This is a genomic window from Betaproteobacteria bacterium (genome assembly GCA_016720065.1).
GTDB lineage: Bacteria > Pseudomonadota > Gammaproteobacteria > Burkholderiales > Rhodocyclaceae > SSSZ01.
On the sequence record JADJXY010000002.1, the window covers coordinates 2,927,799 to 2,952,337 of the forward strand.

The window sequence follows — 24,539 nt, forward strand, 5'->3', positions numbered from 1 at the left end:
CTTGCAGGCCATCACAGCACCGGCGCCAGCCACCGCTCGGCTTCCGGGAGGGGCATTCCCTTGCGGGACGCCCAGTCTTCCAGTTGATCGCGGCCGATCTTGGGGATGGCGAAGTAGCGGGCGGCGGGGTGGCCGATGAAGTAACCGGCGACCGAGGCGGCCGGGGTCATGGCGCAGGATTCGGTCAGGGCCATGCCGGCGTTGCCGGGCGCGTCGAGGAGGGCGAAGAGACCTTGCTTGGCGGTGTGGTCCGGGCAGGCGGGGTAACCGGGGGCAGGGCGGATTCCGGCGTAGGCCTCGGCGATCAGATCCTCGCTGGTCAGGGACTCGTCGACGGCATAGCCCCAGAATTGCTGGCGCACGCGCTGGTGCAGCCACTCCGCGGCCGCTTCGGCCAGACGGTCGGCCAGGGATTTGAGCAGGATGGCGGAGTAGTCGTCGTGGGCGGCCTCGAACTCGGCCAGTTTGTCCTCGATGCCCAAGCCGGCGGTGACGGCGAAGGCCCCGCAGTAGTCGCGCGGCCCAACAAAATCGGCCAGGGCCAGGTTGGGCCGGTCGGCGGGCTGCTTGTGCTGCTGGCGCAGGCCGACCCAGCGGGCGATTTCGCTGCTGCGGGATTCGTCCTGGTAAAAGACGATGTCGTCGCCCAGGCCGGAAGCGGGCCAAAGGCCGAAGACGGCCCGGGCCGAGAGCCACTCTTCCTCGACCATGCGGGTCAGCATGCGCCGGGCGTCATCGTAGAGCTGGCGGGCCGTTTCGCCCACGGTTTCGCTTTCCAGGATGGCGGGGTAGCGGCCTGCCAGTTCCCAGGACTGGAAGAAGGGGGTCCAGTCGATGAAGAGCGTGAGGTCCTCCAGGTCGATATCCAGCGCCTGGACGCCGATGATCCGAGGCACGGTGGGGGTGTGCGTCTCGTTCCACGTGAAACGCCTGGCCCGGGCTTCGGCCAGCGTGACCAGGGTCGCGCCCTTGCGGCCGGCGTGTTCGGCACGCAGCGCCTCGTACTCGGCGGCGATTTCCGCCACATAACCCGCCTTCTGCTCCCGGGACAGCAACTTGGTGGCGACGCCGACGGCGCGGGAGGCATCGGGCACATAGACCACCGGGCTGTCGGTGTTGGTGGCGATCTTGATGGCCGTGTGGGCGCGGCTGGTCGTCGCGCCGCCGATGAGCAGCGGCTGGGTCAGGCCCTGGCGCTTCATTTCGCCCGCGACGTGGGCCATTTCTTCCAGCGATGGCGTGATGAGGCCGGAGAGGCCGATGATGTCCACGCGGTGCTCGAGGGCCGCCTTCAGGATGTTGTCGCAGGAGACCATGACGCCGAGATCGACCACGTCGTAGCCGTTGCAGCCGAGCACCACGCCGACGATGTTCTTGCCGATGTCGTGCACGTCGCCCTTGACCGTGGCCATCAGGATCTTGCCCTTGGAGCCCAGGCCGGTGCGGGATTTCTCGGCTTCGATATAGGGCAGCAGATGGGCCACGGCCTGCTTCATGACGCGGGCCGATTTAACCACCTGGGGCAGGAACATCTTGCCGGCGCCGAACAGGTCGCCGACGTGGTTCATGCCGGCCATCAGCGGGCCTTCGATGACGGCCAGCGGCGGCTTGCCGGCAGCTTCAAGCTGGGCGCGCACTTCCTCGGTGTCGGCCACCACGAAATCGGTGATGCCCTTGATCAGCGCGTGTTCCAGGCGCTTCTCCACCGGTTGTTCGCGCCAGGAGAGGTCGGGGCCGCTGTCCTTGGCCTTGCCTTCCTTGACGGTCTGGGCGAATTCCACCAGAGCCTCGCCGGCCCCGGCGTGCTTGTTGAGTACCACGTCCTCGACCTTGGCCCGCAGTTCGGGTTCCAGATCGTCGTAGACGCCGAGCATGCCGGCGTTCACGATGCCCATGGTCATGCCCGCCTGGATGGCGTGGTAGAGGAAGACGGTGTGGATGGCCTCGCGCACCGGGTCGTTGCCGCGGAAGCTGAAGGAGACGTTGGAGACGCCGCCGGAAATGTGGGCGTGGGACAGCTTGGCCTTGATCCAGCGCACCGACTCGATGAAATCGACGGCGTAGTTGTCGTGTTCCGGAATGCCGGTGGCGATGGCGAAGATGTTGGGGTCGAAGATGATGTCTTCAGCAGGAAAGCCGATGCCGGTGAGCAGCGCGTAGGCCTTGCCGCAGATCTCGATCTTGCGCGCGTAGGTATCGGCCTGGCCCTTTTCGTCGAAGGCCATGACGATGACCGCCGCACCGTAGCGGCGGGCGAGTTTCGCCTGCTCCAGAAATTTGGCCTCACCTTCCTTCATCGAGATGGAATTGACGATGCCCTTGCCCTGGATGCACTTCAAGCCAGCCTCGATGACTTCCCACTTGGAGGAGTCGATCATGATCGGCACCCGGGAAATGTCCGGTTCCGAGGCGATCAGCTTCAAAAACTTGTCCATGGCGGCGATGGAATCGAGCATCGCCTCGTCCATGTTGATGTCGATGACCTGGGCGCCGTTTTCCACCTGCTGGCGGGCGACGGCCAGGGCGTCGTCGAAGCGGCCCTCGAGGATCATGCGGGCGAAGGCGCGGGAGCCGGTGACGTTGGTACGCTCGCCGACGTTCACGTAAAGCGAGCTGGCGGTGACATTGAAGGGCTCCAGGCCGGAGAGGCGCAACGCCGGCTCGATGGCCGGGAGGGCGCGGGGTGTCACCGGCGCCACCCGCAGGGCGATGGCGCGGATGTGGTCGGGGGAGGTGCCGCAGCAGCCGCCGACGATATTGACGATGCCGCCCCGGGCCCAGCTCTCGATCTCGTCGGCCAGCATGTCCGGTGTCTCGTCGTAGCCGCCGAAGGCGTTGGGCAGGCCGGCGTTGGGGTGGGCCGAGACGAAACAGTCGCAGACACGGGACAGTTCCTCCACGTACTGGCGCAGTTCCTTGGCGCCGAGCGCGCAGTTGAGGCCGAAGGAGAGCGGCCGGATGTGGCGCAGGGAATTCCAGAAGGCTTCCCCGGTCTGGCCGGACAGCGTGCGGCCCGAGGCATCGGTGATGGTGCCGGAGATCATCACCGGCCAACGGCGGCCGGCGGCATCGAAGTATTTCTCGATGGCGAAGAGGGCGGCCTTGGCGTTCAGGGTGTCGAACACTGTCTCCACCAGGAGGATGTCGGCGCCGCCCTCGCACAGGCCGGTGGCGGCCTCGACGTAGTTGGCGACCAGCTCGTCGAAGCTGACGTTGCGGTAGCCGGGGTCGTTCACGTCCGGCGAGATCGAAGCCGTGCGGCTGGTGGGGCCGAGAACGCCGGCCACGAAGCGGGGCTTCCCGGGGTTCTGCGCGGTGTACGCATCGCAGAGGCCGCGAGCCAGGCGGGCGCCTGCGAAGTTGAGCTCGTAGACGATCTCCGTCAGGTTGTAGTCGGCCTGGGAGACGGCGGTGGAGTTGAAGGTGCAGGTTTCGAGGATGTCGGCGCCGGCTTCCAGATAGTCGCGGTGGATGCCGCCGATGACCTCGGGCCGGGTCAGCACCAGCAGATCGTTGTTGCCCTTGACGTCGTGGGGGTGGTCCTTGAAGCGCTCGCCCCGGTAATCCGCCTCGGTCAGGCCGTGGCGCTGGATCATGGTGCCCATGGCGCCGTCGAGAACGAGCAGGCGCTGGGCGAGAAGGGCGGAAAGTTCGGACGTACGATCGGGCTGCATGGATCACCTCGGCAAAACGAAAAGGCACCGGAGACACCGCAAAAGCAAACGGCGCTGCAAACCGGCTTGAGACTTCAGGGTTTGCGAGCGCCGTTGATCGTTGCCGAGCCTGGCCCCCTGGGGGTGGTGAGGGGTCGCAGCGCTCCTCGGCAGAGGGTGGAGTTTACTTGCCGGGCGGGCGCATGCCAAGAGCGCCCCAGGGGGTGCCTCGGGGGGCCGCTCAGTTGTAGGTCTGGATGCGCCGCGAGGTGGTCTTCACCAGGCGGTCGCCCAGGTTGAAATGGACGTGGAAATGGGCCTCTTCGGTGGCCATGGTGCCTGCCACGCGCCAGTCCCAGATTTCTTCCTGCAAGTTGTCGAAGACCTCGACCTTGCCGGGCTTGCCGAGCAGGCGGCGAACTTCGTCCTGGCTCATGCCCGGTCGCACGCGGGCCAGGTTTTCGGCGCTCAGGGCCTGCTCGATTCTCACCAGCACGCCGTTGGCGTCGAAGCTGAGCATGGGACACTCGATGCCATTGGGCTGACGGTTGTACTCCCAGGTCACCGTGCCGTCGTCGTTGAGGAATTCGGCGCTGGGATTGCCCATGCGTGCACGGACCTCGGAGGAGGTCGACACCCCGAGCTTCAATTCCTGCAGGTTGAGGGCGTCGCAGGCAGGGAGGAGGGTGCCGATGACGGCGGCGGCCGCGGTGGCGAGCCAGGGGGGCGTCTTCATGGAGTCTCCGGCGAGGAAGGGGAACGCTGGGGGGGCGGGACGCCGGCTTCGGCGCTCACCCGCTGGTGGTGGAGCAGGGCGCCCAGGGCGCCCAGGGCGAGCAATCCGGCCATGCCCGCGGCGAGGTGTCGGGTCGAATGCCACAGCAGCGGCGCCAGGGCGGCCGCGACGAGACCGTTGAGGGCGGCCTGGAGAAAGGTCTGACACGAGGCGGCGAGTCCGCGCTGGGCGCCGTAGGGGTCGAGGGCGTAGAGCGTCAGGGTGGGGACGGCGAGGGCCATGCCGCAGGTGTAGAAAAAGATGGGGGCCACGCTCCAGGGCAGTCCTGGCGGCAGGAGGGCATTGAGCAGCAGATTGCCGCAGGCCGCGAAACCCATCAGCCCGTAGCCGGCGGCCAGGGTACGCGGGCGGGAGAGATGCCCGGCGACTCGTCCGGAAATCCAGGAACCAGTGAGGAGGCCGGTCATCGAGGGGCCGAAGAGCCAGAGAAAACCTGTCTCGGAGACGCCCAGATGAGTCATGAGGAACATGGGTGCCGACAGGACGTAAAGGAAGAAGCCGGCGAAATTGAGGGCGATGGCACCACAGACGTACAGGAAGCGAGGGGTGCTCAGCACCCGGCGGTAGGTGCTCAGGAGGTAGGAAGGGCGGAGGCTCTGGCGCTTTTCCGGCGGCAGGGTCTCCGGGAGCAGCCGGTAGCAGGCCAGGGTCAGGCTTGTGGCCAGGAGGGCCAGGAAGACGAAGGGCGAGCGCCAGCCGAAAAAGGCTTGCAGCCAGCCGCCGATGAGGGGCGCCAGGGCCGGGGCGAAGGCAAACATCATGGTGATCTGCGCCATGAGCCGCTGGGCTGGCGGCCCGTCGAACAAGTCGCGCACGATGGCCCGGCTGACCACCATGCCGGCGCCGGCGCTGATGCCCTGCACCCCGCGCAAGATCCACAGATGCTCGATACGGGTGGCGAAGGCGCAGCCCAGGGAAGCCAGGCCGAAGGCCACCAGGGCCACCAGCACGACGCGCCGTCGTCCCAGGGCGTCGGCCAGGGCGCCGTGCCACAGGGTCATGAGGGCAAAGGGCAGCAGGTAGGCCGAAAGGGTCTGCTGCACGGCCAGGGGGCTGGCCTCCAGGCGGGTGCCGATTTCCGGGAAGGACGGAAGATAGGTGTCGATGGCGAAGGGCCCCAGGGCCGCCAGGGCCGCGAGCAAAAAGGCAATGCCGCGGGGGGCCGGCGTCCCGGCGCGCGTCAGGTCCTTCAAGCGGGCCCCTGCCTGAGCAGCGCACGCCACAATGCATCGGCGACATCTCGCCGAGCCTGTCCCGTGGGACTGGCGTTGGGGAAGAGCCCGACGGGCATGGCGATGTGCTCCATCAATCGCCCTGGACGCCATCCATGCCTGTCAGCCGACGGTACTGGATGGCCTCCGCCACATGGGCGGCGCGCACCGTCTCGCTGCCTGCGAGGTCAGCCACCGTGCGGGCCACCTTGAGGATGCGGTGCCACGCCCGGGCGGACAGCGCCAGGCGGCTCATGGCCTGGCGCAGCAGGGCGGTGCCGTCGCAATCGGGGGCGCAGTGGCTGTCGATCTCCTGGGCCCCCAGGCGGGCATTTGCCTTGCCCTGGCGGCGGTGCTGGCGGTCGAGGGCGGCAGCCACCCGTTCGCGCACCGTGGCCGAGGACTCGCCCTCGGGGCGTGTCAGCAGCACGTCGCCCGCCACGGCGGGGACTTCGATCTGGAGGTCGATGCGGTCCAGGAGGGGGCCCGAGAGGCGCCCCCGGTAACGGGCGACCTGGTCCGGCGTGCAACGGCAGCGGCCGCTGGGGGAGCCCTGGTGCCCGCAGGGGCAGGGATTCATCGCCGCGATCAACTGGAACTCGGCGGGGAATTCCGCCTGCCTTGCCGCTCGGGCGATGTGGATGCGTCCCGACTCCAGCGGCTCGCGCAGGGTCTCCAGTACCTTGCGGTCGAACTCCGGCAATTCGTCCAGGAAAAGCACGCCCTGATGGGCGAGGGAAATCTCCCCGGGGCGCGGCGGATTTCCGCCGCCCACCAGCGCCACGGCGGAAGCGGTGTGGTGCGGGCTGCGAAAGGGACGGCGGGCGAAGGCGGCGGGTCGGAACTGCCCCGCCAGGGAAAGCACCGCGGCGGACTCCCGCGCTGCACCGGGGGGCAGGGGGGGCAGGAGGCCCGGCAAGCGGGCGGCGAGCATCGACTTGCCCGCCCCCGGGGGGCCCAGCATGAGGAGCGAATGCCCGCCTCCGGCGGCAACCTCCAGGGCGCGCTTGGCCTGGGCCTGGCCCCGCACTTCGGCGAGGTCGGCCAGGGTCTCCTGCGCTTCGGGTGCCGGTGCCGCCGCCACCGGCAGGGCCTCCCGTTCGCACAGATGGGCGCAGACCGCGAGGAGGGTGGGGGCGGCCAGGATGTCCGTCCCGCCGGATAGCGCCGCCTCGGCAGCGCTGTCCGTGGGCAGGACGAAGCGGCGACCATCGCCGAGCGCTTCCAGCGCCATGGCCAGGGCGCCCCGCACTGGGCGCAATTCACCGGAAAGGGAAAGTTCGCCGGCAAATTCGTGCTGCTCCAGGAGGCGGGGCGAAATCTGCCCGGCGGCGGCCAGGATGCCGATGGCGATCGGCAGGTCGAAGCGGCCCGACTCCTTGGGCAAGTCGGCGGGGGCGAGATTGACGGTAATGCGGCGGGAGGGAAATTCAAAGCCGGAATTGACCAGGGCGGCCCGCACCCGGTCGCGGGCCTCGCGCACTTCCACGTCGGGCAGGCCGACCAGGGTGAAGCTGGGCAGTCCGGCGGCGAGATGAACCTCCACCCGTACCGGCGGCGCAGCGAGGCCGTCGAGGCCGCGGCTATGGACGACGGCCAGGGCCATGGCCGTCCCGCCTCAGGAGCCGGTGCGCTGCCGTTCGAGCGCTTCCACCCGGGCTTCCAGCTCCTTGAGCTTTTCCCGGGTACGGGCGAGTACCTGGGCCTGGACGTCGAATTCCTCGCGGGTGACCACATCGAGGCGGGCGAGAAAGCCGGAAACCAGGGCGCGGGTGTTTTTTTCGAAATCCTTGGCCGGCGTGGCGGCCAGAAGGGTATTGAGCCGGGCGGCGAGGTCGTCGAGGAGCTTGGGGTCGAGCATGGCGGCCTCCGAGTCGAGGGGGTCCGAGTTTAGCACAGCCGGGTTTCCGCAAAGGGCGGCGGCGGCTGCCCAAAACAGTGCGCACCGGCCAAATGACGCACCGCTATGGTGCCACCAACCGAGGCGTGCTGCCGCATGTCGCCGGCAAATAATTGATTTCCATCAACTAAATTGACTGGCACAGGTCATGCTATTGCTGCACTGCATAACTTTCATTTTATTGTCAGGAGAGAAACGATGAAGAAGTCCCTGCTTGCCGTCGCCCTCGCGACCGCTTTTGCCCTTCCTGCCCAGGCCGCCGACGCTCCCGCGGCGCCCGAAGCCAAGAGCCCCCATACCCTGACCGGGAATGTGGGCCTCTTCTCAAGCTACCGCTTCCGCGGCATCGATCAGACCTACGGCCGACCGGCGCTCCAGGGCGGAATCGACTACAGCCACGAGAGCGGCATCTACCTCGGCAACTGGAACTCCAACGTCAATTCGGGTGCCGGCTTCCCCAGTGGCAACCTGGAAATGGATTTCTACGGTGGCTACAAAACCAGCTTTGGCGACGTCGGTATCGACGTCGGCATCCTGCACTATTACTACCCGGGTACCAACGCCCGCACCCTGTCGGGCAGCAACCACAAGCACACCAGTTCCCGCTCCAGTGGGTCGGTCAACAACACCGAAGTCTACGTCGGCGCCAGCTGGAAATTCCTTAGTCTGAAGTACAGCTACGCGCTGAGCGATTACTTCGACCTGCCCGATTCCGATGGCACCAGCTATCTCGATTTGTCCGCCAGTTACGATCTCGGCAATGGTTGGGGCATCAATGGTCACGTCGGCCACCTGTTTGCCAACGATTATTCCTATCAGTTCACCACCGGCAGCCGTTCGATCAGCTACACCGATTGGAAGATTGGTGTGACCAAGGATGTCAATGGCTGGCTGTTCGGCCTGTCCTACATCGACACCAACGCCAACGGTAGCTGCAACAAGGCCGAGTTCTACTGCTTCTTCAACTCTTGGGCCGACGACGGCGACTTGGGCAGCAAGAGCAAGGACGCCGGTCGCGGAACCGCCGTTCTGTCTGTCACCAAGACCTTCTAACGCTTCCTAAACCCAATCCCCGTCGGCGACCCGGCCGGCGCTGACGGGGCAAAGTTTTCAACCTTGTGAGGATCCACTCATGAAATTCGTCACTGCCATCATCAAGCCCTTCAAGCTTGACGAAGTGCGTGAAGCCCTCTCCGCCATCGGCGTGCAGGGCATCACGGTCACGGAAGTCAAAGGTTTCGGCCGGCAGAAAGGTCACACCGAACTCTATCGGGGGGCCGAATACGTGGTCGACTTCCTGCCCAAAGTGAAGATCGAGGCCGCCATCAAGGACGACCAGGTCGACCAGGTCATCGAAGCCATCGAGAAATCCGCCAGTACCGGCAAGATCGGTGACGGCAAGATTTTTGTCTTCGAACTCGAACAAGTAATTCGCATCCGGACCGGCGAGACCGGTACCGATGCCTTGTAAAGGGAGCCGCGTGCCATGAAAAGAATTTTTGCCATCCTGGCGCTCTTCGGCGCCGTCACCCTGGGGGCTCCGGCCTGGGCGGAAGACAAGCCCGCGGAAGCGGCGCCAGCCGCCACCGCGCCGGCCGCTGCTCCCGCTGCTGCTGCCGCCGCTCCGGCTGCTGCTGCCGCCGAAGCCGCTCCCGCCGCCGCCCCCGCTGCCGCCCCGTTGGTACCCAACAAGGGCGACAACGCCTGGATCATGGTCTGTTCGGCCCTGGTCATCCTGATGTCCATCCCCGGACTGGCGCTGTTCTACGGCGGCCTCGTGCGCTCCAAGAACATGCTCTCGGTGCTCATGCAGGTGTTCGTCGTCTTCTCCCTGATCACGGTTCTGTGGTGCGTCTATGGCTACTCTCTGGCTTTCACGGAGGGCAACGCCTTCTTTGGAACCCTGGACAAGCTCTTCCTCAAGGGCATCACGGTCGAGTCCGTTGGGGCCACCTTCTCCAAGGGGGTGGTCATCTCCGAACTGGTCTTCGTGATCTTCCAGGGCGCCTTCGCGGCCATCACCTGTGCCCTCATCGTCGGCGCCTTTGCCGAGCGGGTGAAATTCTCCGGCGTGCTGTTGTTCACCGTCCTGTGGTTCACCCTCTCTTACCTGCCCATGGCGCACATGGTCTGGTACTGGGCCGGCCCGGACGCCTACGTCGATGCCGCTGCCGGCGAGGCCGCCGGCAAGACCGCGGGCTTCCTCTTCCAGAAGGGTGCCCTCGACTTCGCGGGCGGTACCGTGGTGCACATCAACGCTGCCATCGCCGGCCTGGTCGGTGCCTACATGGTGGGCAAGCGTACCGGTCTGGGCAACGTGGCCATGGCGCCGCACTCCCTCACCTTCACCATGATCGGTGCCTCGCTCCTGTGGTTCGGCTGGTTCGGCTTCAACGCCGGCTCCGCTCTGGAAGCCTCCGGCGGTTCCGCCCTGGCCATGGTCAATACCTGGCTGGCTACCGCCTGCGCGGCCTTGTCCTGGATGTTCGCCGAATGGATTTTGAAGGGTAAGCCCTCCATGCTGGGTGCCGCATCCGGCGCCGTGGCCGGCCTCGTGGCCATCACCCCGGCCGCCGGCTTCGTCGGCGTCATGGGGGCCATGGTCATCGGCCTGCTGGCCGGCGTGGTTTGCCTGTGGGGCGTCAATGGCCTCAAGAAGCTCCTCGGTGCCGACGACTCCCTCGACGTCTTCGGGGTCCACGGCGTGGGCGGCATCCTGGGGGCCATCCTCACCGGCGTCTTCGTCGCCCCTTCTCTCGGTGGCACCGGCGTCTATGACTACGTGGCCAACAAGGTGGGTGACTTCGACATGACCGCCCAGGTCATCGCCCAGCTCTGGGGTGTGGGTACCGTCATCGTCTGGTCCGGCGTCGTTTCCCTGGTGTCCTACAAGATCGCCGATATCGTGGTCGGTCTGCGGGTGCCGGAAGACGAGGAGCGTGAAGGTCTGGACCTCACCTCCCACGGCGAAACCGCCTACCACCACTGATCGAATTCTCGACTCTCTCCTTCCGGGCGCCCCAGGGCGCCCGCTTTTTTTTGTGCCGCGCCCCTGTTAGTCTCGGGCGATGCGCATCGCCCAAATCTCCGACCTCCACCTGACTGCCGACGGCGCCTTGCTCTTCGGCAGCGTCAATACCTGGGCCGCCTGCGGTCAGGTGCTCCTGCGGGTCGCGACCCTGGAGCCCCGGCCGGATTTCCTCCTCGTGACGGGCGACCTGGCCCAGGGGGGCGACGCCGCCACCTACCGCCGCCTGGCCGATCGCCTCAGGGAAGTGGGCATTCCCTTCGCCGTCATCCCCGGCAACCACGACGACAGGCGCCAGTTGCGCTCGGCCTTCGCCTTTCCCGGCCGCATCGGGGCCTGCCACCAGCGCATCGATCTGGGCGCGGGCGTCCTGCTGCTCCTCGACACCCAGGTTCCCGGCCGCGAAGGGGGGCAGGTGACGCCGGCCCACATCGCCTGGCTCGACTCCGTGATGGGCGACCGGCAGCCGGCGCTCCTTGCCATGCACCATCCCCCTTCGCGGTGGGCATAGCGGGCATGGACCGCATCCGCTGCCGCGGCGACGGTCTGCTGGCGGACTGGCTGGCCCGTCATCCGGAGGTGGCTGCCGTGCTGTGTGGCCATGTCCATCGCTTCGTCGCCACCACCTTTGCCGGCCGCCCTGCCGTGACCGCCCCGTCACCGGCCCACCAGATCGCCCTGGGCGACGGGCCCCTGGCCTGGACGGCGGAACCGGGCGGATTCCTGTTACACCTCTGGCAGCCGGGGGAGCGACCCCTGAGCCACTACCTGCCGCTCGCCGCCGCGCCGGCCGTGGCCTATGGACACTGAAGCCGGGCCTCAGTCAGATGGGTTCAGCCCAGTTCGGCCCGCCCCGCATCCCCGCGCGCCGCTCATCCTCGCCATGGCTTCCGTGATGGCTGCGATTCGCATCGCGCGATCTGGGTGCGGAGGCGCGCCTCGGTCTCGACGCAAACCGAATTGACTGCCCAGTAGTGTGCTGCGCGCTTGGCAGAACGTCTTTGGAGCACGGCGTAGGTCACGCTGGGTTCCTCCCCTTTCAAGGGGAAGGCTGGGAGGGGGATGGGGCCCTCAGGCGCTGGCGCACACCCGGTCCCGGCCCTCGGACTTGGCGCGGTAGAGCGCCATGTCGGCCCGGACGACGAGGGAATCGAGGGTGTCCTCGCCCGGTCGGAACTCAGCCGTGCCCACGCTGATCCCCAGGCGCAGGGACTCGAAGAGTCCTGCGACCTCGATGTCGGCGACGGCCTGGCGGATGCGCTCCCCCACCTGACAGGCGCCCTCGACGCCGGTCTCGGGCAGCAGGATGCGGAATTCGTCTCCCCCCGCCCGGGCGAAGATGTCCTGCTCCCGCAACTGGTCCCGGGTCGCCGAGACGATGCGGCGCAGGGCCTCGTCCCCGGCCGCGTGGCCCAGACGGTCGTTGATGTCCTTGAAACGGTCGATGTCCATCACGATGATGGAAAAAGGCGCGGCACCCCGGGTGACCCGCGCCTGCTCCCTTCCCGCCAGCTCGTAGAAACTGCGCAGATTGAAGGCGCCGGTGAGGAAATCCGTCGCAGCGAGGGTCTCCAGGCGCTGTTCGAGTTGTTTGCGCTCGGAAATGTCGAGCATGGCACCGGCGATGCCGTCGGCCTCGCCCCCGGGGTCGCGGAACACGGCCTTGTGGAAGAGCACGTCCCGGACGGACCCGTTGGCGTAGCGCACTTGGGCCTCGTACACCTGGGTGCCCCCCGCGGCGAGCAGGGCGCGATCGGCCTCCTCATAGATGGTGGCGAATTCGGGGGGCGCGATGTCATGCACCGTGGCGCCCAGGATTCTGGTCCGCGGCAGGCCCAGGTAATCCTCGAAGGCCCGGTTGCACGCGATATAGCGGCAATCCCGGTCCTTGACGAAGAGGGGGGTGGGCAAGGTGTCCAGGGCCGCCTGCAAGCGCAGGGCGTAGGTGGATCGCTGGACCAGGAGGGGGTCCGGCTTCCGGTCCCGTCCAATGCGCAACAGCGCCAGGGCCACGCGCTCGCCGTCGTCCAGGGCGCAACAGTCTGCGGCGCCGGCGGCCATGGCCCGCCGGGCCAGGGCGGGATCGTAGGGATCGAGGAGGATCAAATGGGGGAAATCCGCCGGGCAGAGGGGGTGATACTGATCGTCCCAGTCGTCCAGCGCGTCATCCCCGTCCGCCAGGACCAGGACAGCGAGGGAACCGTCCACCCGGCAATCCTGAGGCTGCGGGGAGGAAACGGCGGTGGCGTAGCCCTCCGGTACGGCCGCAGGCCCGCGTCTGTGGCGACGCAGGTCGAGGATGAGGAGCGAAATGGGCGCGGAGGGCGGGAACATGGGGCAAAAAACCGGCCAGGGTGTGGGCCGGTTTCGCCGCCTATTGTGCTCCCCTGAGGGGGCTAACGGAAGACCACGGTCTTGTTGCCATGGACCAGCACCCGGTCTTCCAGGTGATAGCGCAGGCCCCGGGCCAATACGGTCTTCTCGATGTCCTTGCCGTAGCGCACCATGTCCTCCGGCGAATCGGAATGGTCGATGCGGATCACGTCCTGCTCGATGATGGGGCCGGCGTCGAGCTCCGAGGTCACGTAATGGCAGGTAGCGCCGATCAGCTTGACTCCCCGTTCGTAGGCCTGATGGTAGGGCTTGGCCCCGGCGAAGCTGGGCAGGAAGGAATGGTGGATGTTGATGATGCGGCCCGGATAGGCGTCGCAGAGCTGCGGCGAGAGGATCTGCATGTAGCGGGCGAGCACCATGCAGTCGCCGCGCACGTCGTCGAAGATGCGGGCGATTTCGGCGTAGGCCCGGGTCTTGTCGTCCCCGGCGACGGGAACGTGGTGGAAGGGAATGCCGTGCCACTCGACGAAGCCGCGGAAGCTGTCGTGGTTGGAGACGACGCAGGGGATTTCGATATCCAGTTCCCTCGCCTGCCAGCGCGCCAGAAGATCGTAGAGACAATGCTCCTGTTTGGACACCAGCACCACCACGCGCTTCTTCACCGCGCTGTCGGTGATGCGCCAGTCCATGCCCAGGGGCGTCGCCACCGCGGCCCCGAAACGCTCGCGGAATTCGGCCAGCAGGAAGGGCAGGGAATCGGCCTTGATCTCGATGCGCATGAAATAGCGCCCGGTGAGCGCGTCGGCGTGGAAACTGGATTCCAGAATCCAGCCGCCGTTTTCGGCGATGAAGCCGGAAACCCGGGCGATGATCCCCACCTGGTCCGGGCAGGAGGCGGAGAGGGTATAGAAGCGGGCGCGATGCATATTGGGGAAGGGGGAAGGGAGACGGGTGGGGAACTGCGCTTACCCTTCTCCCTTCCCGATTTCAGGTCCTGGCGAAAGCCTTGTCGATTTCCGTGCGCAGGCCGGCGTAGTCCCGCACCACCGGGTACTGGGGGAACTCGCGGATGACGTTTTCCGGCGGATGGAAAGGATGCCGCCATGCGCCTCACCCAGCATGGCGGTGTCGTTGTAGCTGTCGCCCGCGGCTACCACTTTGAAGTTCAGTTCCTTGAAGCGCTTGACTGCCTCCTGCTTCTGGTTGGGCATGCGCAGGTGGTAATTGACCAGCATGCCGGCGGCGTCCGCTTCCAGGGAATGGCAGAAAAGAGTGGGCAGACCGAGTTGCTGCATCAGCGGCTTGGCGAACTCGTAAAAGGTGTCGGAAAGGATGATGACCTGGTAGGTGTCGCGCAGGGCGTCGAGGAATTCCCGGGCGCCGGGCATGGGGCCCATGGCGGCGATGACCTTCTGGATGTCCGGCAGACCGAGCTTGTGCTGGCGCAGGATGCCCAGGCGGTAGGTCATGAGCTTGTCGTAATCCGGCTCGTCCCGGGTGGTGCGCTTCAGTTCGGGAATACCGGTACGCTGGGCGAATTCGATCCAGATTTCCGGAACCAGCACCCCTTCGAGGTCGAGACATACGATTTTCACAGCCAACTCCCGCCAAGCCCTTGGGCAAAGGGGGGCATTTTACCCGATCATGGTGCGGGCAAGGCTTCCAGTTCCTCCTGGGCCAGAAGCCAGCGCTCCTCGGCCCCGGCCAGGTCGGCGGTCAATTGGGCCTGCCGGCGGTGCAGCGCGTCGATGCCGCTGCGGTCGGCGCCGGAGGCATAGAGGGCGGGGTCGGCGAGTTGCGCGTCCAGGGCCTGCTTTTCTTCGTTCCAGGCCGCCATCTTCCTCTCCAACTGCTCGACTTCCTTGACCAGGGGCGGCGCCTGGCCAGCAGGGCCCGGCGAAGGGCGGCTTCCTCCTCGCGCCTCTGTTTGCGCTCGGCCTTCTGGGCAGCGGCTTCGGGCTCCGGCGCCTTCTCGGCGGCGCGTTGGGCAGCCAGCCAGGCGGCGTAGTCGTCCAGGTCACCGTCGAAGGGTGCTGCCTGGCCGTCGGCCACCAGCCACAGCTCGTCGGCGCAGGTGCGCAGCAGATGGCGGTCGTGGGAGACGAGGACCACGCCGCCTTCGAAATCCTGCAAGGCGAAGGTCAGGGCCTCGCGCATCTCCAGGTCCAGGTGGTTGGTGGGCTCATCGAGGAGCAGCAGGTTGGGCTGGGTGCGGATGAGGAGCGCCAGGGCCAGGCGCGACTTCTCGCCGCCGGAAAAGGGGGGCGACGAGGCGGGTGGCCATCTCGCCGCGGAAGTCGAAGCCGCCCAGGGTGTCGCGCAGTTCCTGCTCCGGCGTGGTGGGTTCCAGGCGGGTGAGGTGCTGCAGGGGCGACTCGTCGGGGCGCAGTTGCTCCAGCTGGTGCTGGGCGAAGTAGCCGATGTTGAGCGCCTTGGCTTCCTGCCGTTCGCCGCCGGCCATGGGCAGGGCGCCGGCCAGGAGCTTGACCAGGGTAGATTTGCCGGCGCCGTTGCGGCCCAGCAGGCCGATGCGGCTGCCCGGGCGCAGGGTGAGGTTCACCCCGTCCAGGATGCGCGTCCCGCCGTAGCCGGCGGCGGCGTCGCGGATGAGCAGCAGCGGATCGGGCAGGCTGGCCGGCAGGCGGAAATCGAAGTGGAAGGGCGAATCGACGTGGGCGGCGGCGACGACCTCCATGCGCGCCAGGGCCTTGATGCGGCTCTGGGCCTGGCGGGCCTTGGTGGCCTTGGCCTTGAAGCGGTCGATGAAGCGCTGCAGGTGGGCGATCTGCTTCTGCTGCGCCTCGAAGGTGGCCTGCTGCACGGCCAGCTGGGCGGCCCGGGCGCGCTCGTAGTCGGAGTAGCCGCCGCTGTAGAGGCCGATGCGCTGCTGCTCGATGGCCAGGATGTTGCCCACCACGGCGTCGAGAAAGTCCCGGTCGTGGGAAATGAGGAGCAGGGTGGCGGGCGTCGCCTTGAGCCAGGTTTCGAGCCAGAGGACGGCGTCGAGGTCCAGGTGGTTGGTGGGCTCGTCGAGGAGCAGGAGGTCGGCGCGGCAGGAGAGGGCGCGGGCCAGGTTGAGGCGCACCCGCCAGCCGCCGGAAAACTCCGCCACCGGTTTGAGGAAGTCGGCATCCGAAAAACCCAGGCCGTGCAGCACTTCCGCCACCCGGGCGCGGGCCGCATAGCCGCCGATCTCGCCGTAGCGGGCGTGCAGAGCGCCGATGGCCTCGCCGTCGCCCTTGGCCTCGGCAGCGGCCAGGTCGGCTTCCACGCGGCGCAATTCGCTGTCGCCGTCGAGGACGAACTCGATGGCCGGCGTGGGCAGGGCCGGCGTTTCCTGGGCCACCCGGGCGATGGACCAGGCAGCGGGCAGCTCCACGTCGCCCTGTTCCGCATGCAGTTCCCCGGCCAGGAGGGCGAAGAGGCTGGATTTGCCGCAGCCGTTGGCGCCCACCAGACCCACCCGCCAGCCGGCATGAATCTGAAAGGTGGCGCCCTCGATGAGGGCCGGCCGGCGCGGGCGAGGGTGGCGTTCTTGAGGGCGATCATGATCCGGGGCGGCGCTGCGGCAGGGCGGCGTGAGAAGGCGGCATTCTACCTTTCCGGGCAGGCGAGGAACTTGCGCTGCGAGTTTTGGGCGAAGCACTGCCAGCCGGCCGCCGCAGCGGGATATGATTCCCTCCCACGCCTTACCGGACCGCCCTCCTTGTCACTGCTTCGTGCCCTCTTGCTCGTCGTCCTTTTCGCCGCTGGCCGCGGGGTCGCCGGCGAGGCCGTGGTCGTGCAACTGGTCTGGAAGCACCAGTTCGAGTTTGCCGCCTTCTACGCTGCCGAAGCCCAAGGCTACTATCGCGAGGCGGGCCTGGAAGTCAGCCTGCGGGAGGGAGGGCCCGGCATCGACGCGGTGCGGGAGGTGGTGGAAGGGCGGGCCGATGTCGGGGTGGGCACCTCGGCCCTGGTCGTCGAGCGCTCCCCAGGAAAGCCCGTCGTCGCTCTCGCCGCCCTCATGCAGCATTCGCCTGTCGCCCTGCTGGCCCGGCGCGCGGGAGGTGTCGCCAGTGTGCATGATCTGGCCGGGCGGCCCGTCGCCATGGACCCCCATACCCGGGACGAAATCGAAGCCTATTTCAAGGCCGCCGGCCTGCGCCCGGAGCAGATCCGTCTGGTGGACCAGGAGGACTGGACCCTGGATTCCCTGGAGCGGGGAATCGTCGCCGCCAAGGTGGTGTATGTGTCCAACGAGCCCTTCCTGGTGCGTGGGCGGGAGCACGACTTCCTGCTGCTCACGCCGCGTTCGGCCGGGATCGACCTGTTCGGCAACATGCTGTTTACCAGCGAAAGCACCCTGCGCCGCCGGCCCGTGGTGGTCGAGGCCCTGCGCAGGGCGACCCCTCAGGGGCCTGGAGTACGCCCTGGCTCACCCCGAGCGCGTCACGGACCTGATCCTGGAGCGTTACAACAGCCAGGAGAAGTCCCGTCCCCACCTGCTCTACGAGGCGGCCCAGATTCGCGAACTCACCCGCCCGGACCTGGTGGATCCCGGTTACATGAGTCCCGGGCGCTGGCGCCATGTGGTCGACGTCTATGCCAGCCGCGGCAAGATGGTGGAAGACTTTTCCCTGCAGGGCTTCCTGTACGACCCCTACCCCCGCACCGTTCCTGCCTGGATGACCTGGACCACCGGCGGGGCCCTCCTCCTGGCCCTGGGCTCCTGGATCGTCATTGCCCGCATGCGCCGCCTGAACGGCAAACTCCAGGCGGAAATCGCCGAGCGTCAATCAGTGCAGCAGGCCCTCCACGCCAGCGAGGGCAAGTACCGCGAACTGGTGCATAACGCCAATGCGGTCATCGTGCGCCTTACGCCCGACGGTCGCATCGATTACTTCAACGAGGTGGCGGAAAAGGTCTTCGGCTACGGCGAGGCGGAGATTCTCGGGCAGCCCGCCCTGGGCACCATCGTCCCGCCCCGGGAGCACGACGACGGCCGCGATCTCGGCGTCCTGATGGCCGCGGTGTTGGCCGACCCCCAGCGTCACGCGGTCAACGAGAACGAAAACCAGACCCGGGACGGGCGCCGTCTCTGGATGCGCTGGGCCAATCGCGGCATCGTCGATGGGGAGGGCCGCCTGACGGGCATCCTGTCCATTGGCCACGACATCACCGAGCAACACCGCCTGGAGGCCGAACTGGCCGACCACCGCCAACACCTGGAAGCCATGGTCGCCGCCCGCACGGCGGAGCTGTCCCTGGCCAAGGAGGCGGCGGAAGCGGCCAGCCGCGCCAAGAGCAGCTTCCTCACCAACATGAGCCACGAGTTGCGCACCCCCTTCCACGGCATTCTCGGGGCCATCACCTGGCCCGCTCGCGCATGGTCGAACCCAAGGGCAAGGAACTGCTCGACCGGGCCAAGAACGCCACCAACCATCTACTGCGGGTCATCAACGACATCCTCGACATCTCCCGTATCGAGGCGGAGCGCCTGGAAATCGAGAGCACCGGAGTTCTGCCTCCCGCCCATCGTCGAAAATCTCACCAGCCTGTTGGGCCAGACCGCCCGCGGCAAGGGTGTCGTCCTCACCTTCGATCTGGCGCCGGACCTGGCCACCCTGCGCCTGCTGGGGGATCCCCTGCGGCTGACCCAGGTGCTCATCAACCTGGTCGGCAATGCGGTGAAATTCACCGAGCAGGGCGAGGTCGCGCTGCGCATCGGCGCGGGAACCCGGGGAGGGCTTCGCCACCGGCTGCGCTTCGAGATCGAAGACAGCGGCATCGGCATCCCGCCCGAGGCCCTGGCGCGGTTGTTCACGGCCTTCGAGCAGGGCGACGGCTCCATGACCCGCCGTTACGGCGGGACCGGACTCGGACTGGCCATCAGTCGGCGCCTGGTGCAGTTGATGGGGGCGAAATCGGCGTCCACAGCACTCCGGGCCAGGGCAGCACCTTCTGGTTCGAGCTCGAATTCAGCGAAGCCGCCACGGCAGGTCCCGCGCCGCAAGTTTCCGCCGGGTCCAGGGGCAGCGTCTGGGTCGGGACCATGGCGGCAAGCGTATCCTGGTGGTCGAGGACGACCCGGTGAATCAGGAAGTCGCCCGCACCATGCTGGAGGACGCGGGCCTGCTGGTGGACCTGGCCGGCGACGGCGCAGAGGGGTGCGCCACGCCGGTGCCCGGCCCTACGCCCTGATTCTCATGGACATGCAGATGCCGGTGATGAATGGCCTCGAAGCCACCCTCGTCATCCGGGCCGAATCCCTCAACGCGACCACACCCATCCTGGCCATGACCGCCAACGCCTTCGCCGAGGATCGCGAACGCTGCCTGGAGGCCGGCATGAACGACCACATCACCAAACCGGTGGTGCCGGAACACCTGTACCAAGTCCTGGCCGACTGGCTGGACCGGGGCTCTGAGGCGCTCAACCCACGGGCAGCAGCCCTCCATCCACCACCCGCCGGAGCACGAAACTCGAATGCACCCCGTCACCCCCTTGATGCGGGTGATGCGGTTGAGCAGCAAGTCCTGGTAGGCGTCCATGTCCTTGACCAGCACCTTGAGCTGGTAGTCCGCGGCCTGCCCGGTGATGAGCAGGCATTCCAGCACTTCCGGGATTTCCCGTACCGCAGCTTCGAAATCCTTGAAGCGTTCCGGCGTGTGCTGGTCCATGGAGATGTGGATGAGGGCCATGAGGACAGGCCCAGGGCCTTGGCGTCGAGTACCGCCCGGTAGCCGGCGATGAAGCCGGCTTCTTCCAGCGCGCGCACCCGGCGCAGGCAGGGGGACGGAGAAAGGCCGATGCGGTCGGCCAGATCCTGATTGCTGATGCGCCCGTCCTGTTGCAGGAGGGAGAGAATCTGGCGGTCGTAGCGGTCGAGTTGCATGGTATGGCGCACTGGTAATGGTTGTCCGATGAACTATCCATTGTTTTGGCAAATCGCGCAATATTCTGCCAAGTAACCGCCAAATTACGGCAAATAACGCAAGCACCTGCCACGCGCTCTTGCGTACCATGGGCTCCATCGAAAACAAGCACCCCAGCCCCCGGAGCCCGCCATGTTGCCAGACCCTTCCCGCAAGTATTCCGCCTTTCCCCCGGTCGCCATTGCCGACCGCCAATGGCCCGGCCGCGTCATCGACACGCCGCCGGTGTGGATGAGCACCGACCTGCGCGATGGCAATCAGTCCCTCTTCGAGCCCATGAACGGCGAGCGCAAGATGCGCATGTTCAAGACCCTCTGCGCCATCGGCTTCAAGGAGATCGAGGTGGCCTTTCCGTCGGCCTCCCAGACCGACTTCGATTTCGTGCGCGGCCTCATCGAGGGCGGGCATGTCCCCCAGGATGTGACCATCGAGGTTCTCACCCAGGCCCGGGAGCACCTCATCCGCCGCACCATGGAATCCTTGAAGGGGGCCCGGCGGGCCATCGTTCATGTCTATAACGCCACCTCCAAGCCTTTCCGCGACTTCGTCTTCGGCATGAGCAAGGCCGAGGTGGTGACTATGGCCGTGGATGCCGTGACCCTCATCCGGCAATTGGCGGCCGAGCAGCCGGAGACCGAGTTCATCCTCGAATACAGCCCGGAGACCTTCACCGCCACCGAGCTCGATTTCGCATTGGAGGTTTGCGATGCAGTCACCGCCGCCTGGGGCGCCACGCGGGACAACAAGGTGATCCTCAACCTCCCGACCACGGTGGAGGTCGCAACCCCCAACGTGTACGCCGACCAGATCGAGTGGATGCACCGCCATCTCGCTCGCCGCGACAGCGTCATCTTGAGCCTCCATCCCCACAACGACCGCGGTACGGCGGTGGCTGCCGCCGAGCTCGGCCTCATGGCCGGCGCCGACCGCGTCGAGGGCTGCCTCTTCGGCAACGGGGAGCGCACCGGCAACGTCGATATCGTCACCCTCGCCTTGAACATGTACAGCCAGGCGTGCACCCCGGCCTCGACTTCTCCGACATCAACGCCGTCGCCCGTACCGTCGAGCACTGCAACCAGTTGCCCATCCACCCGCGCCATCCCTACGCGGGGGATCTCGTCTTCACGGCCTTCTCCGGCTCCCACCAGGATGCCATCAAGAAGGGCTTCGCCGCTCAAAAGGCGCAAGGTGACGCCAATTCGCCGTGGAACGTGCCCTACCTCCCCATCGATCCCGCCGACGTGGGGCGCAGCTACGACTCCGTGATCCGGGTCAACAGCCAGTCGGGCAAGGGCGGCATCGCCTACCTCATGGAGAGCGAGTACGGCGTGGTCATGCCCCGCCGCCTCCAGGTGGAGTTCTCCGGAGTCGTTCAGGCCCACACCGACGCCCATGGCGGCGAGGTGAGCGCCGGCGACATCTGGCGCCTTTTCGAGGACGCCTACATGGGCCGCGAGGCGGCGGTGCGTTACGTGGAGCACCACCTCTTCGAGCACGGCAGCGCCCAGGGCATCCGTCTCGTGGTGGAGGTCAACGGCGTCGCCCATCGGCTCGCCGGTGAAGGCAATGGCCCCATCGACGCCGCGGCGCACGCCTTGCGCGGCATCGGCATCGCCCTCCAGGTGCGCAGCTACGAGGAGCGTTCCATGGGCGCCAGCGCCGACGCCGGCAACGCCCGGGCCTGCGCTTTCCTCGAAGTCGCCCGCCCCGGCGGCGGCGACTGCTACGGCGTGGGTATCGACGGCAACATCGTCACGGCGTCGATCAAGGCCTTGGTCAGCGCGGCGAATCGGGCGGGAGCCGAGTCCCTGGCCTTGGCGGCGTAGTCCCGCGCCGCTGCGATACCCCCGCGAGCCTGCGGCGGCACTCCTTCCGTCGCGAGCAGGGGCGCCCAGTCCGCCCCGCCTTCGGTCTGCTTTGGATGGCCGGCCCGGGGGCTTCCGCGGCGAGGCGGATTCGCGCCATTGGAGACAGTGGTGCGATGCTCGGCCCCCAAAGCAACATTTTCTTTGCCTTTGCGTTCGCGAACGTGCATAGTGCGCGCCAGCGATTTTCAAGTAGTGTCGTTTCAGGTTCAGTACCCGCAGTTCTGCGGCGATCTTTCCGTATTCCAGCGCCGTCTTGAGTTTCGCCCCCCGGGGCTATCCCTCATTCTGTTTTTTTGGAGATTCAAGACATGGCAGCAGGTACCGTCAAGTGGTTCAACGATTCCAAGGGCTTCGGCTTCATCACCCCGGACGCCGGTGGTGACGATCTTTTCGCCCATTTTTCCGCCATCCAGTCCCAGGGTTTCAAGACCCTGGCGGAAGGCCAGCGCGTGACCTTCGATGTCACCACCGGTCCCAAGGGTCAGCAGGCCACCAACATCCGCGCGGCCTGAGCGCCGCCCTCCCGGCGCGGGTTCAGGCCTGCGCCAAAGTCCCTGGACGAGACCCGGCTTTCGCCGGGTTTTTTATTTCCGCCGGACCCCGGAGGTGCCTTCATGGCCAAGGAAGAACTCATCGAAATGCAGGGCGTCGTGAACGAAGTGATGCCCGATTCCCGTTTTCTCGTCACGCTGGACAACGGCCACACCCTGGTGGCCTACACCGCAGGCAAGATGCGCAAGCACCACATCCGCATCCTGGCCGGCGACAAGGTCTCCCTGGAGCTTTCCCCCTACGACCTCTCCAAGGGGCGCATCACCTTCCGCCATCTGGAAGGGCGCCCGCCCATGGCGCCGCGGGGCCAGCGCCGCTGAAGTCCGGCCATCTTTCCTCAGGCTGGAAGGATATGCGCGGACGGGACTGCTCCCGTCGCTCCGGGCGGCCCGCGGAGCGGAAGTAGGGCACTACCCCTTCCATCCAGTGGCGGAGGGAAGGTTCACCAAGGCTCTCAGCCCAAGGCTTCCGGCGTATTCAGATTGCGGAAGGCGTCGGGGTCGGCGAATTCCACCCGCACCTGGCGGCGGCTCTCCTGCCAGTCGATGACCCGCCTTCCACCGGCGGCCAGATATTCCGCCAGGGGGGCTGCCAGATCGCGGCTGCACAGGCAGAAAGCCGCATGGACACGCCCTTCGGCCGTGGCGACCGCCAGTTCCGCCTGCGCTGCGAGGAGGGCCCGGTGCAGGCGGTGCACCAGATCGGCCGGAAAGAAAGGCGAATCGCAGGGGGCCGTCACCACCATCGGCGTGCTGGCCGCGGCGAGCGCGGCGTGCAGGCCGGCCAGGGGGCCGGCGAAATCCGGGATCGCGTCGCCAATCACCGGGTATCCCAGCGTCGCGACCTCCCGATTGCGGTTGGCGTTGATGAGGAGTGTTTCCACCTGGGGCGCCAGGCGTTCCGCCACCTGCCGCGCCAGGGGACGGCCCTCATAGTCCAGCAGTCCCTTGTCCGCACCGCCCATGCGGCGGCCGAGACCCCCAGCCAGCACGACTCCGGTGATGCCCTTCGTCATCAGAACACCACGGTACGCCAGGCCGGGTCGAGGGTCCGGGCGACGAAGGCCGTGGCGCTGGCGTGTCCGGCGCACTGGGCGATCAAGGGCTCACCGGGGCCCACCCAGGCGGCGCCGGCCATGGAGCAGGCGTAGAGCTTGACGCCCTCCTGCGCCAGTTCGTCGAGAAAGCGCTGGATCGACTTCTCGCGTTCCGCCGTCGGGTAGGCGGAGGCGGCGATGCCCTCCACCAACCAGCGTACCGCAGGCCCGGAAAAATGGATTTCCACGGCGTAATCCAGGGCTCGGGCCGCCAGGGCATGGACCAGGGGCGTGACGCAAAGGTCGGGCCGGTCGGGCGTCGCGCTGGCGATCAGAATGGCAAGGCCGGTGGGGGTATCAGTCGACAAAGCGGGCCTCCGGATCGAGGGTAAGGATGTGGCGACGATAGGCCGCGCCATCGAGCAGCGCGGGCCGTTCGGCGACCCAGGCGGTCGGTTGGGCCCGCACCATCCAGCCGGTGCCGTAGGGATCGCGGTTTACCAGGGCTGGCGACGCTTCCGCCGCGTCGTTGCCCTCCAGTTGCACGAAGGAAATGGGCGCATGGATGGCGATCACCGTCTTGCGGCTTTCCACCGTCCCCATGCCGCGTCCGATGGCGACATCCGCCCCCCGGGGCTTGGCCGTGAAGGCGATGACCTCGCCGGCCAGGAAAAGCCCGAAAGCGGTGGCGCCGATACGCACTTCACCCTCGCCGATTTCCTGCACCCACATCTCGCTGCGGGGGCAGTAAAGGCGGTCATCGGGGATGAAGCCGTGGAAGGCGCTGTGGGGCATGGCCGGAGTTTACCCGTATCGCCCTGCCTGCCGATGCTCGTTCATGCACCGTGGCGGGTCAAGCGAGCCCGCTAAATGCGGAGTACGGGGATCGATGGCGCGCCTGACACGATTCGAACGTGCGACCCCTGCCTTCGGAGAGAACGCCCAATTTCTGTTCTTTGATGGCGACAACCTGTAAGCCCCTGCAAATTCATGGGCATAGAAAGGGGGCACCCATGACCTCTGAGCCCAGCAACGGCAAGGAAAAGTTCCACTTTAGCCCGGAAGACCACAAAAGATGTAATTTTGGTGATGTCGCCGTGTTGACCAAAATTCGACCACTGCCTTCCCCTGGGCCACGATCCGAGCCATGCCGATTCCCGCGTTAGGTGTAATTTCCACCGCCCGTCCAAGTTGACCACTTTTCGGGAATGCCGAACGCCGGTCAGCGGTAATCAGAGAACGCC

18 protein-coding genes, 6 pseudogenes and 1 riboswitch are annotated in these 24,539 nt (G+C 66.9%); of the genes and pseudogenes, 10 read left to right on the forward strand and 14 right to left on the reverse strand.

Annotated elements, in window-relative coordinates; translation table 11 throughout:
- Positions 1-11: 11 nt before the first annotated feature.
- From metH to IPM73_16995, 5 genes are all read right to left on the reverse strand, one after another.
- Positions 12-3,674 (reverse strand): methionine synthase, encoded by a 3,663-nt coding sequence (gene metH / locus IPM73_16975; GenBank protein ID MBK8919687.1) that lies wholly within the window; start codon positions 3,672-3,674, stop codon positions 12-14.
- A gap of 78 nt (positions 3,675-3,752) precedes the next feature.
- Positions 3,753-3,828, reverse strand: a riboswitch (S-adenosyl-L-homocysteine riboswitch).
- A gap of 66 nt (positions 3,829-3,894) precedes the next feature.
- Positions 3,895-4,389 carry an outer membrane protein assembly factor BamE gene (gene bamE, locus IPM73_16980; protein MBK8919688.1) on the reverse strand — a complete coding sequence of 165 codons (495 nt, stop codon included), beginning with the start codon at positions 4,387-4,389 and terminating at the stop codon, positions 3,895-3,897.
- Positions 4,386-5,774 carry a multidrug effflux MFS transporter gene (locus IPM73_16985; GenBank protein MBK8919689.1) on the reverse strand — a complete coding sequence of 463 codons (1,389 nt, stop codon included), beginning with the start codon at positions 5,772-5,774 and terminating at the stop codon, positions 4,386-4,388. The genes bamE and IPM73_16985 overlap by 4 nt, the downstream gene beginning before the upstream one ends.
- Entirely contained in the window at positions 5,755-7,266 is a 1,512-nt protein-coding gene (locus IPM73_16990; protein ID MBK8919690.1) for a YifB family Mg chelatase-like AAA ATPase, read from the reverse strand. The genes IPM73_16985 and IPM73_16990 overlap by 20 nt, the downstream gene beginning before the upstream one ends.
- A gap of 12 nt (positions 7,267-7,278) precedes the next feature.
- Positions 7,279-7,521, reverse strand: coding sequence for an accessory factor UbiK family protein (locus tag IPM73_16995; GenBank protein ID MBK8919691.1), 243 nt, complete (start codon positions 7,519-7,521; stop codon positions 7,279-7,281).
- A gap of 237 nt (positions 7,522-7,758) precedes the next feature.
- Between IPM73_16995 and IPM73_17000 the strand changes: the two genes are divergently transcribed.
- The 5 genes from IPM73_17000 to IPM73_17020 all read left to right on the forward strand — a co-directional run bounded on the left by IPM73_17000 (position 7,759) and on the right by IPM73_17020 (position 11,398).
- A complete protein-coding gene (locus tag IPM73_17000; protein MBK8919692.1) occupies positions 7,759-8,613 on the forward strand; it encodes a hypothetical protein in 855 nt (284 codons plus the stop codon).
- 79 nt (positions 8,614-8,692) lie between these two features.
- Entirely contained in the window at positions 8,693-9,031 is a 339-nt protein-coding gene (glnK, locus tag IPM73_17005; protein MBK8919693.1) for a P-II family nitrogen regulator, read from the forward strand.
- Positions 9,032-9,046: 15 nt separating this feature from the next.
- Positions 9,047-10,549 carry an ammonium transporter gene (amt, locus tag IPM73_17010; protein MBK8919694.1) on the forward strand — a complete coding sequence of 501 codons (1,503 nt, stop codon included), beginning with the start codon at positions 9,047-9,049 and terminating at the stop codon, positions 10,547-10,549.
- 79 nt (positions 10,550-10,628) lie between these two features.
- Positions 10,629-11,099 carry a metallophosphoesterase gene (locus IPM73_17015; GenBank protein ID MBK8919695.1) on the forward strand — a complete coding sequence of 157 codons (471 nt, stop codon included), beginning with the start codon at positions 10,629-10,631 and terminating at the stop codon, positions 11,097-11,099.
- A gap of 5 nt (positions 11,100-11,104) precedes the next feature.
- Positions 11,105-11,398: a hypothetical protein gene (locus IPM73_17020; GenBank protein ID MBK8919696.1), complete on the forward strand. Its 294-nt coding sequence runs from the start codon at positions 11,105-11,107 to the stop codon at positions 11,396-11,398.
- A gap of 261 nt (positions 11,399-11,659) precedes the next feature.
- Here IPM73_17020 and IPM73_17025 read toward each other — a convergent pair whose 3' ends face one another.
- The 5 genes and pseudogenes from IPM73_17025 to IPM73_17045 form a co-directional block, all read right to left on the reverse strand.
- Positions 11,660-12,922, reverse strand: a complete 1,263-nt coding sequence (locus IPM73_17025) for a diguanylate cyclase (protein MBK8919697.1) — start codon at positions 12,920-12,922, stop codon at positions 11,660-11,662.
- A 62-nt stretch (positions 12,923-12,984) separates the two neighbouring features.
- Entirely contained in the window at positions 12,985-13,848 is an 864-nt protein-coding gene (gene purU / locus IPM73_17030) for a formyltetrahydrofolate deformylase (GenBank protein ID MBK8919698.1), read from the reverse strand.
- A gap of 61 nt (positions 13,849-13,909) precedes the next feature.
- Positions 13,910-14,517, reverse strand: a pseudogene (gene thrH, locus IPM73_17035) (bifunctional phosphoserine phosphatase/homoserine phosphotransferase ThrH).
- Between the two features lie 47 nt (positions 14,518-14,564).
- Positions 14,565-16,471: pseudogene (locus IPM73_17040) on the reverse strand (ATP-binding cassette domain-containing protein).
- Positions 16,472-16,631: 160 nt separating this feature from the next.
- Positions 16,632-17,192 carry a hypothetical protein gene (locus tag IPM73_17045; protein ID MBK8919699.1) on the reverse strand — a complete coding sequence of 187 codons (561 nt, stop codon included), beginning with the start codon at positions 17,190-17,192 and terminating at the stop codon, positions 16,632-16,634.
- Positions 17,193-17,469: 277 nt separating this feature from the next.
- Between IPM73_17045 and IPM73_17050 the strand changes: the two are divergent.
- Both IPM73_17050 and IPM73_17055 read left to right on the forward strand, forming a co-directional pair.
- Positions 17,470-18,111, forward strand: a pseudogene (locus IPM73_17050) (PAS domain S-box protein).
- Positions 18,112-18,753: 642 nt separating this feature from the next.
- Positions 18,754-19,305, forward strand: a pseudogene (locus IPM73_17055) (response regulator).
- A gap of 31 nt (positions 19,306-19,336) precedes the next feature.
- On the opposite strand, the pseudogene IPM73_17060 reads toward IPM73_17055, so the two are convergent.
- A pseudogene (locus IPM73_17060) lies at positions 19,337-19,799 on the reverse strand (Lrp/AsnC family transcriptional regulator).
- Positions 19,800-19,971: 172 nt separating this feature from the next.
- Between IPM73_17060 and leuA the strand changes: the two are divergent.
- The 3 genes and pseudogenes from leuA to infA all read left to right on the forward strand — a co-directional run bounded on the left by leuA (position 19,972) and on the right by infA (position 22,579).
- A pseudogene (gene leuA / locus IPM73_17065) lies at positions 19,972-21,665 on the forward strand (2-isopropylmalate synthase).
- A 350-nt stretch (positions 21,666-22,015) separates the two neighbouring features.
- Positions 22,016-22,219, forward strand: coding sequence for a cold-shock protein (locus IPM73_17070; protein ID MBK8919700.1), 204 nt, complete (start codon positions 22,016-22,018; stop codon positions 22,217-22,219).
- Positions 22,220-22,321: 102 nt separating this feature from the next.
- A complete protein-coding gene (gene infA / locus IPM73_17075; GenBank protein ID MBK8919701.1) occupies positions 22,322-22,579 on the forward strand; it encodes a translation initiation factor IF-1 in 258 nt (85 codons plus the stop codon).
- 134 nt (positions 22,580-22,713) lie between these two features.
- On the opposite strand, the gene mobA is transcribed toward infA, so the two are convergent.
- From mobA to IPM73_17090, 3 genes are read right to left on the reverse strand one after another with little or no spacing between them, the layout of a single operon-like run.
- Complete coding sequence (gene mobA / locus IPM73_17080; protein ID MBK8919702.1) at positions 22,714-23,274, reverse strand: molybdenum cofactor guanylyltransferase; 561 nt, start codon at positions 23,272-23,274, stop codon at positions 22,714-22,716.
- Positions 23,274-23,663 (reverse strand): DsrE family protein, encoded by a 390-nt coding sequence (locus IPM73_17085; GenBank protein MBK8919703.1) that lies wholly within the window; start codon positions 23,661-23,663, stop codon positions 23,274-23,276. Before IPM73_17085 ends, mobA begins: the two co-directional genes overlap by 1 nt.
- Positions 23,653-24,090 carry a glycine cleavage system protein H gene (locus IPM73_17090; GenBank protein ID MBK8919704.1) on the reverse strand — a complete coding sequence of 146 codons (438 nt, stop codon included), beginning with the start codon at positions 24,088-24,090 and terminating at the stop codon, positions 23,653-23,655. The genes IPM73_17085 and IPM73_17090 overlap by 11 nt, the downstream gene beginning before the upstream one ends.
- Between the last annotated feature and the right edge of the window lie 449 nt (positions 24,091-24,539).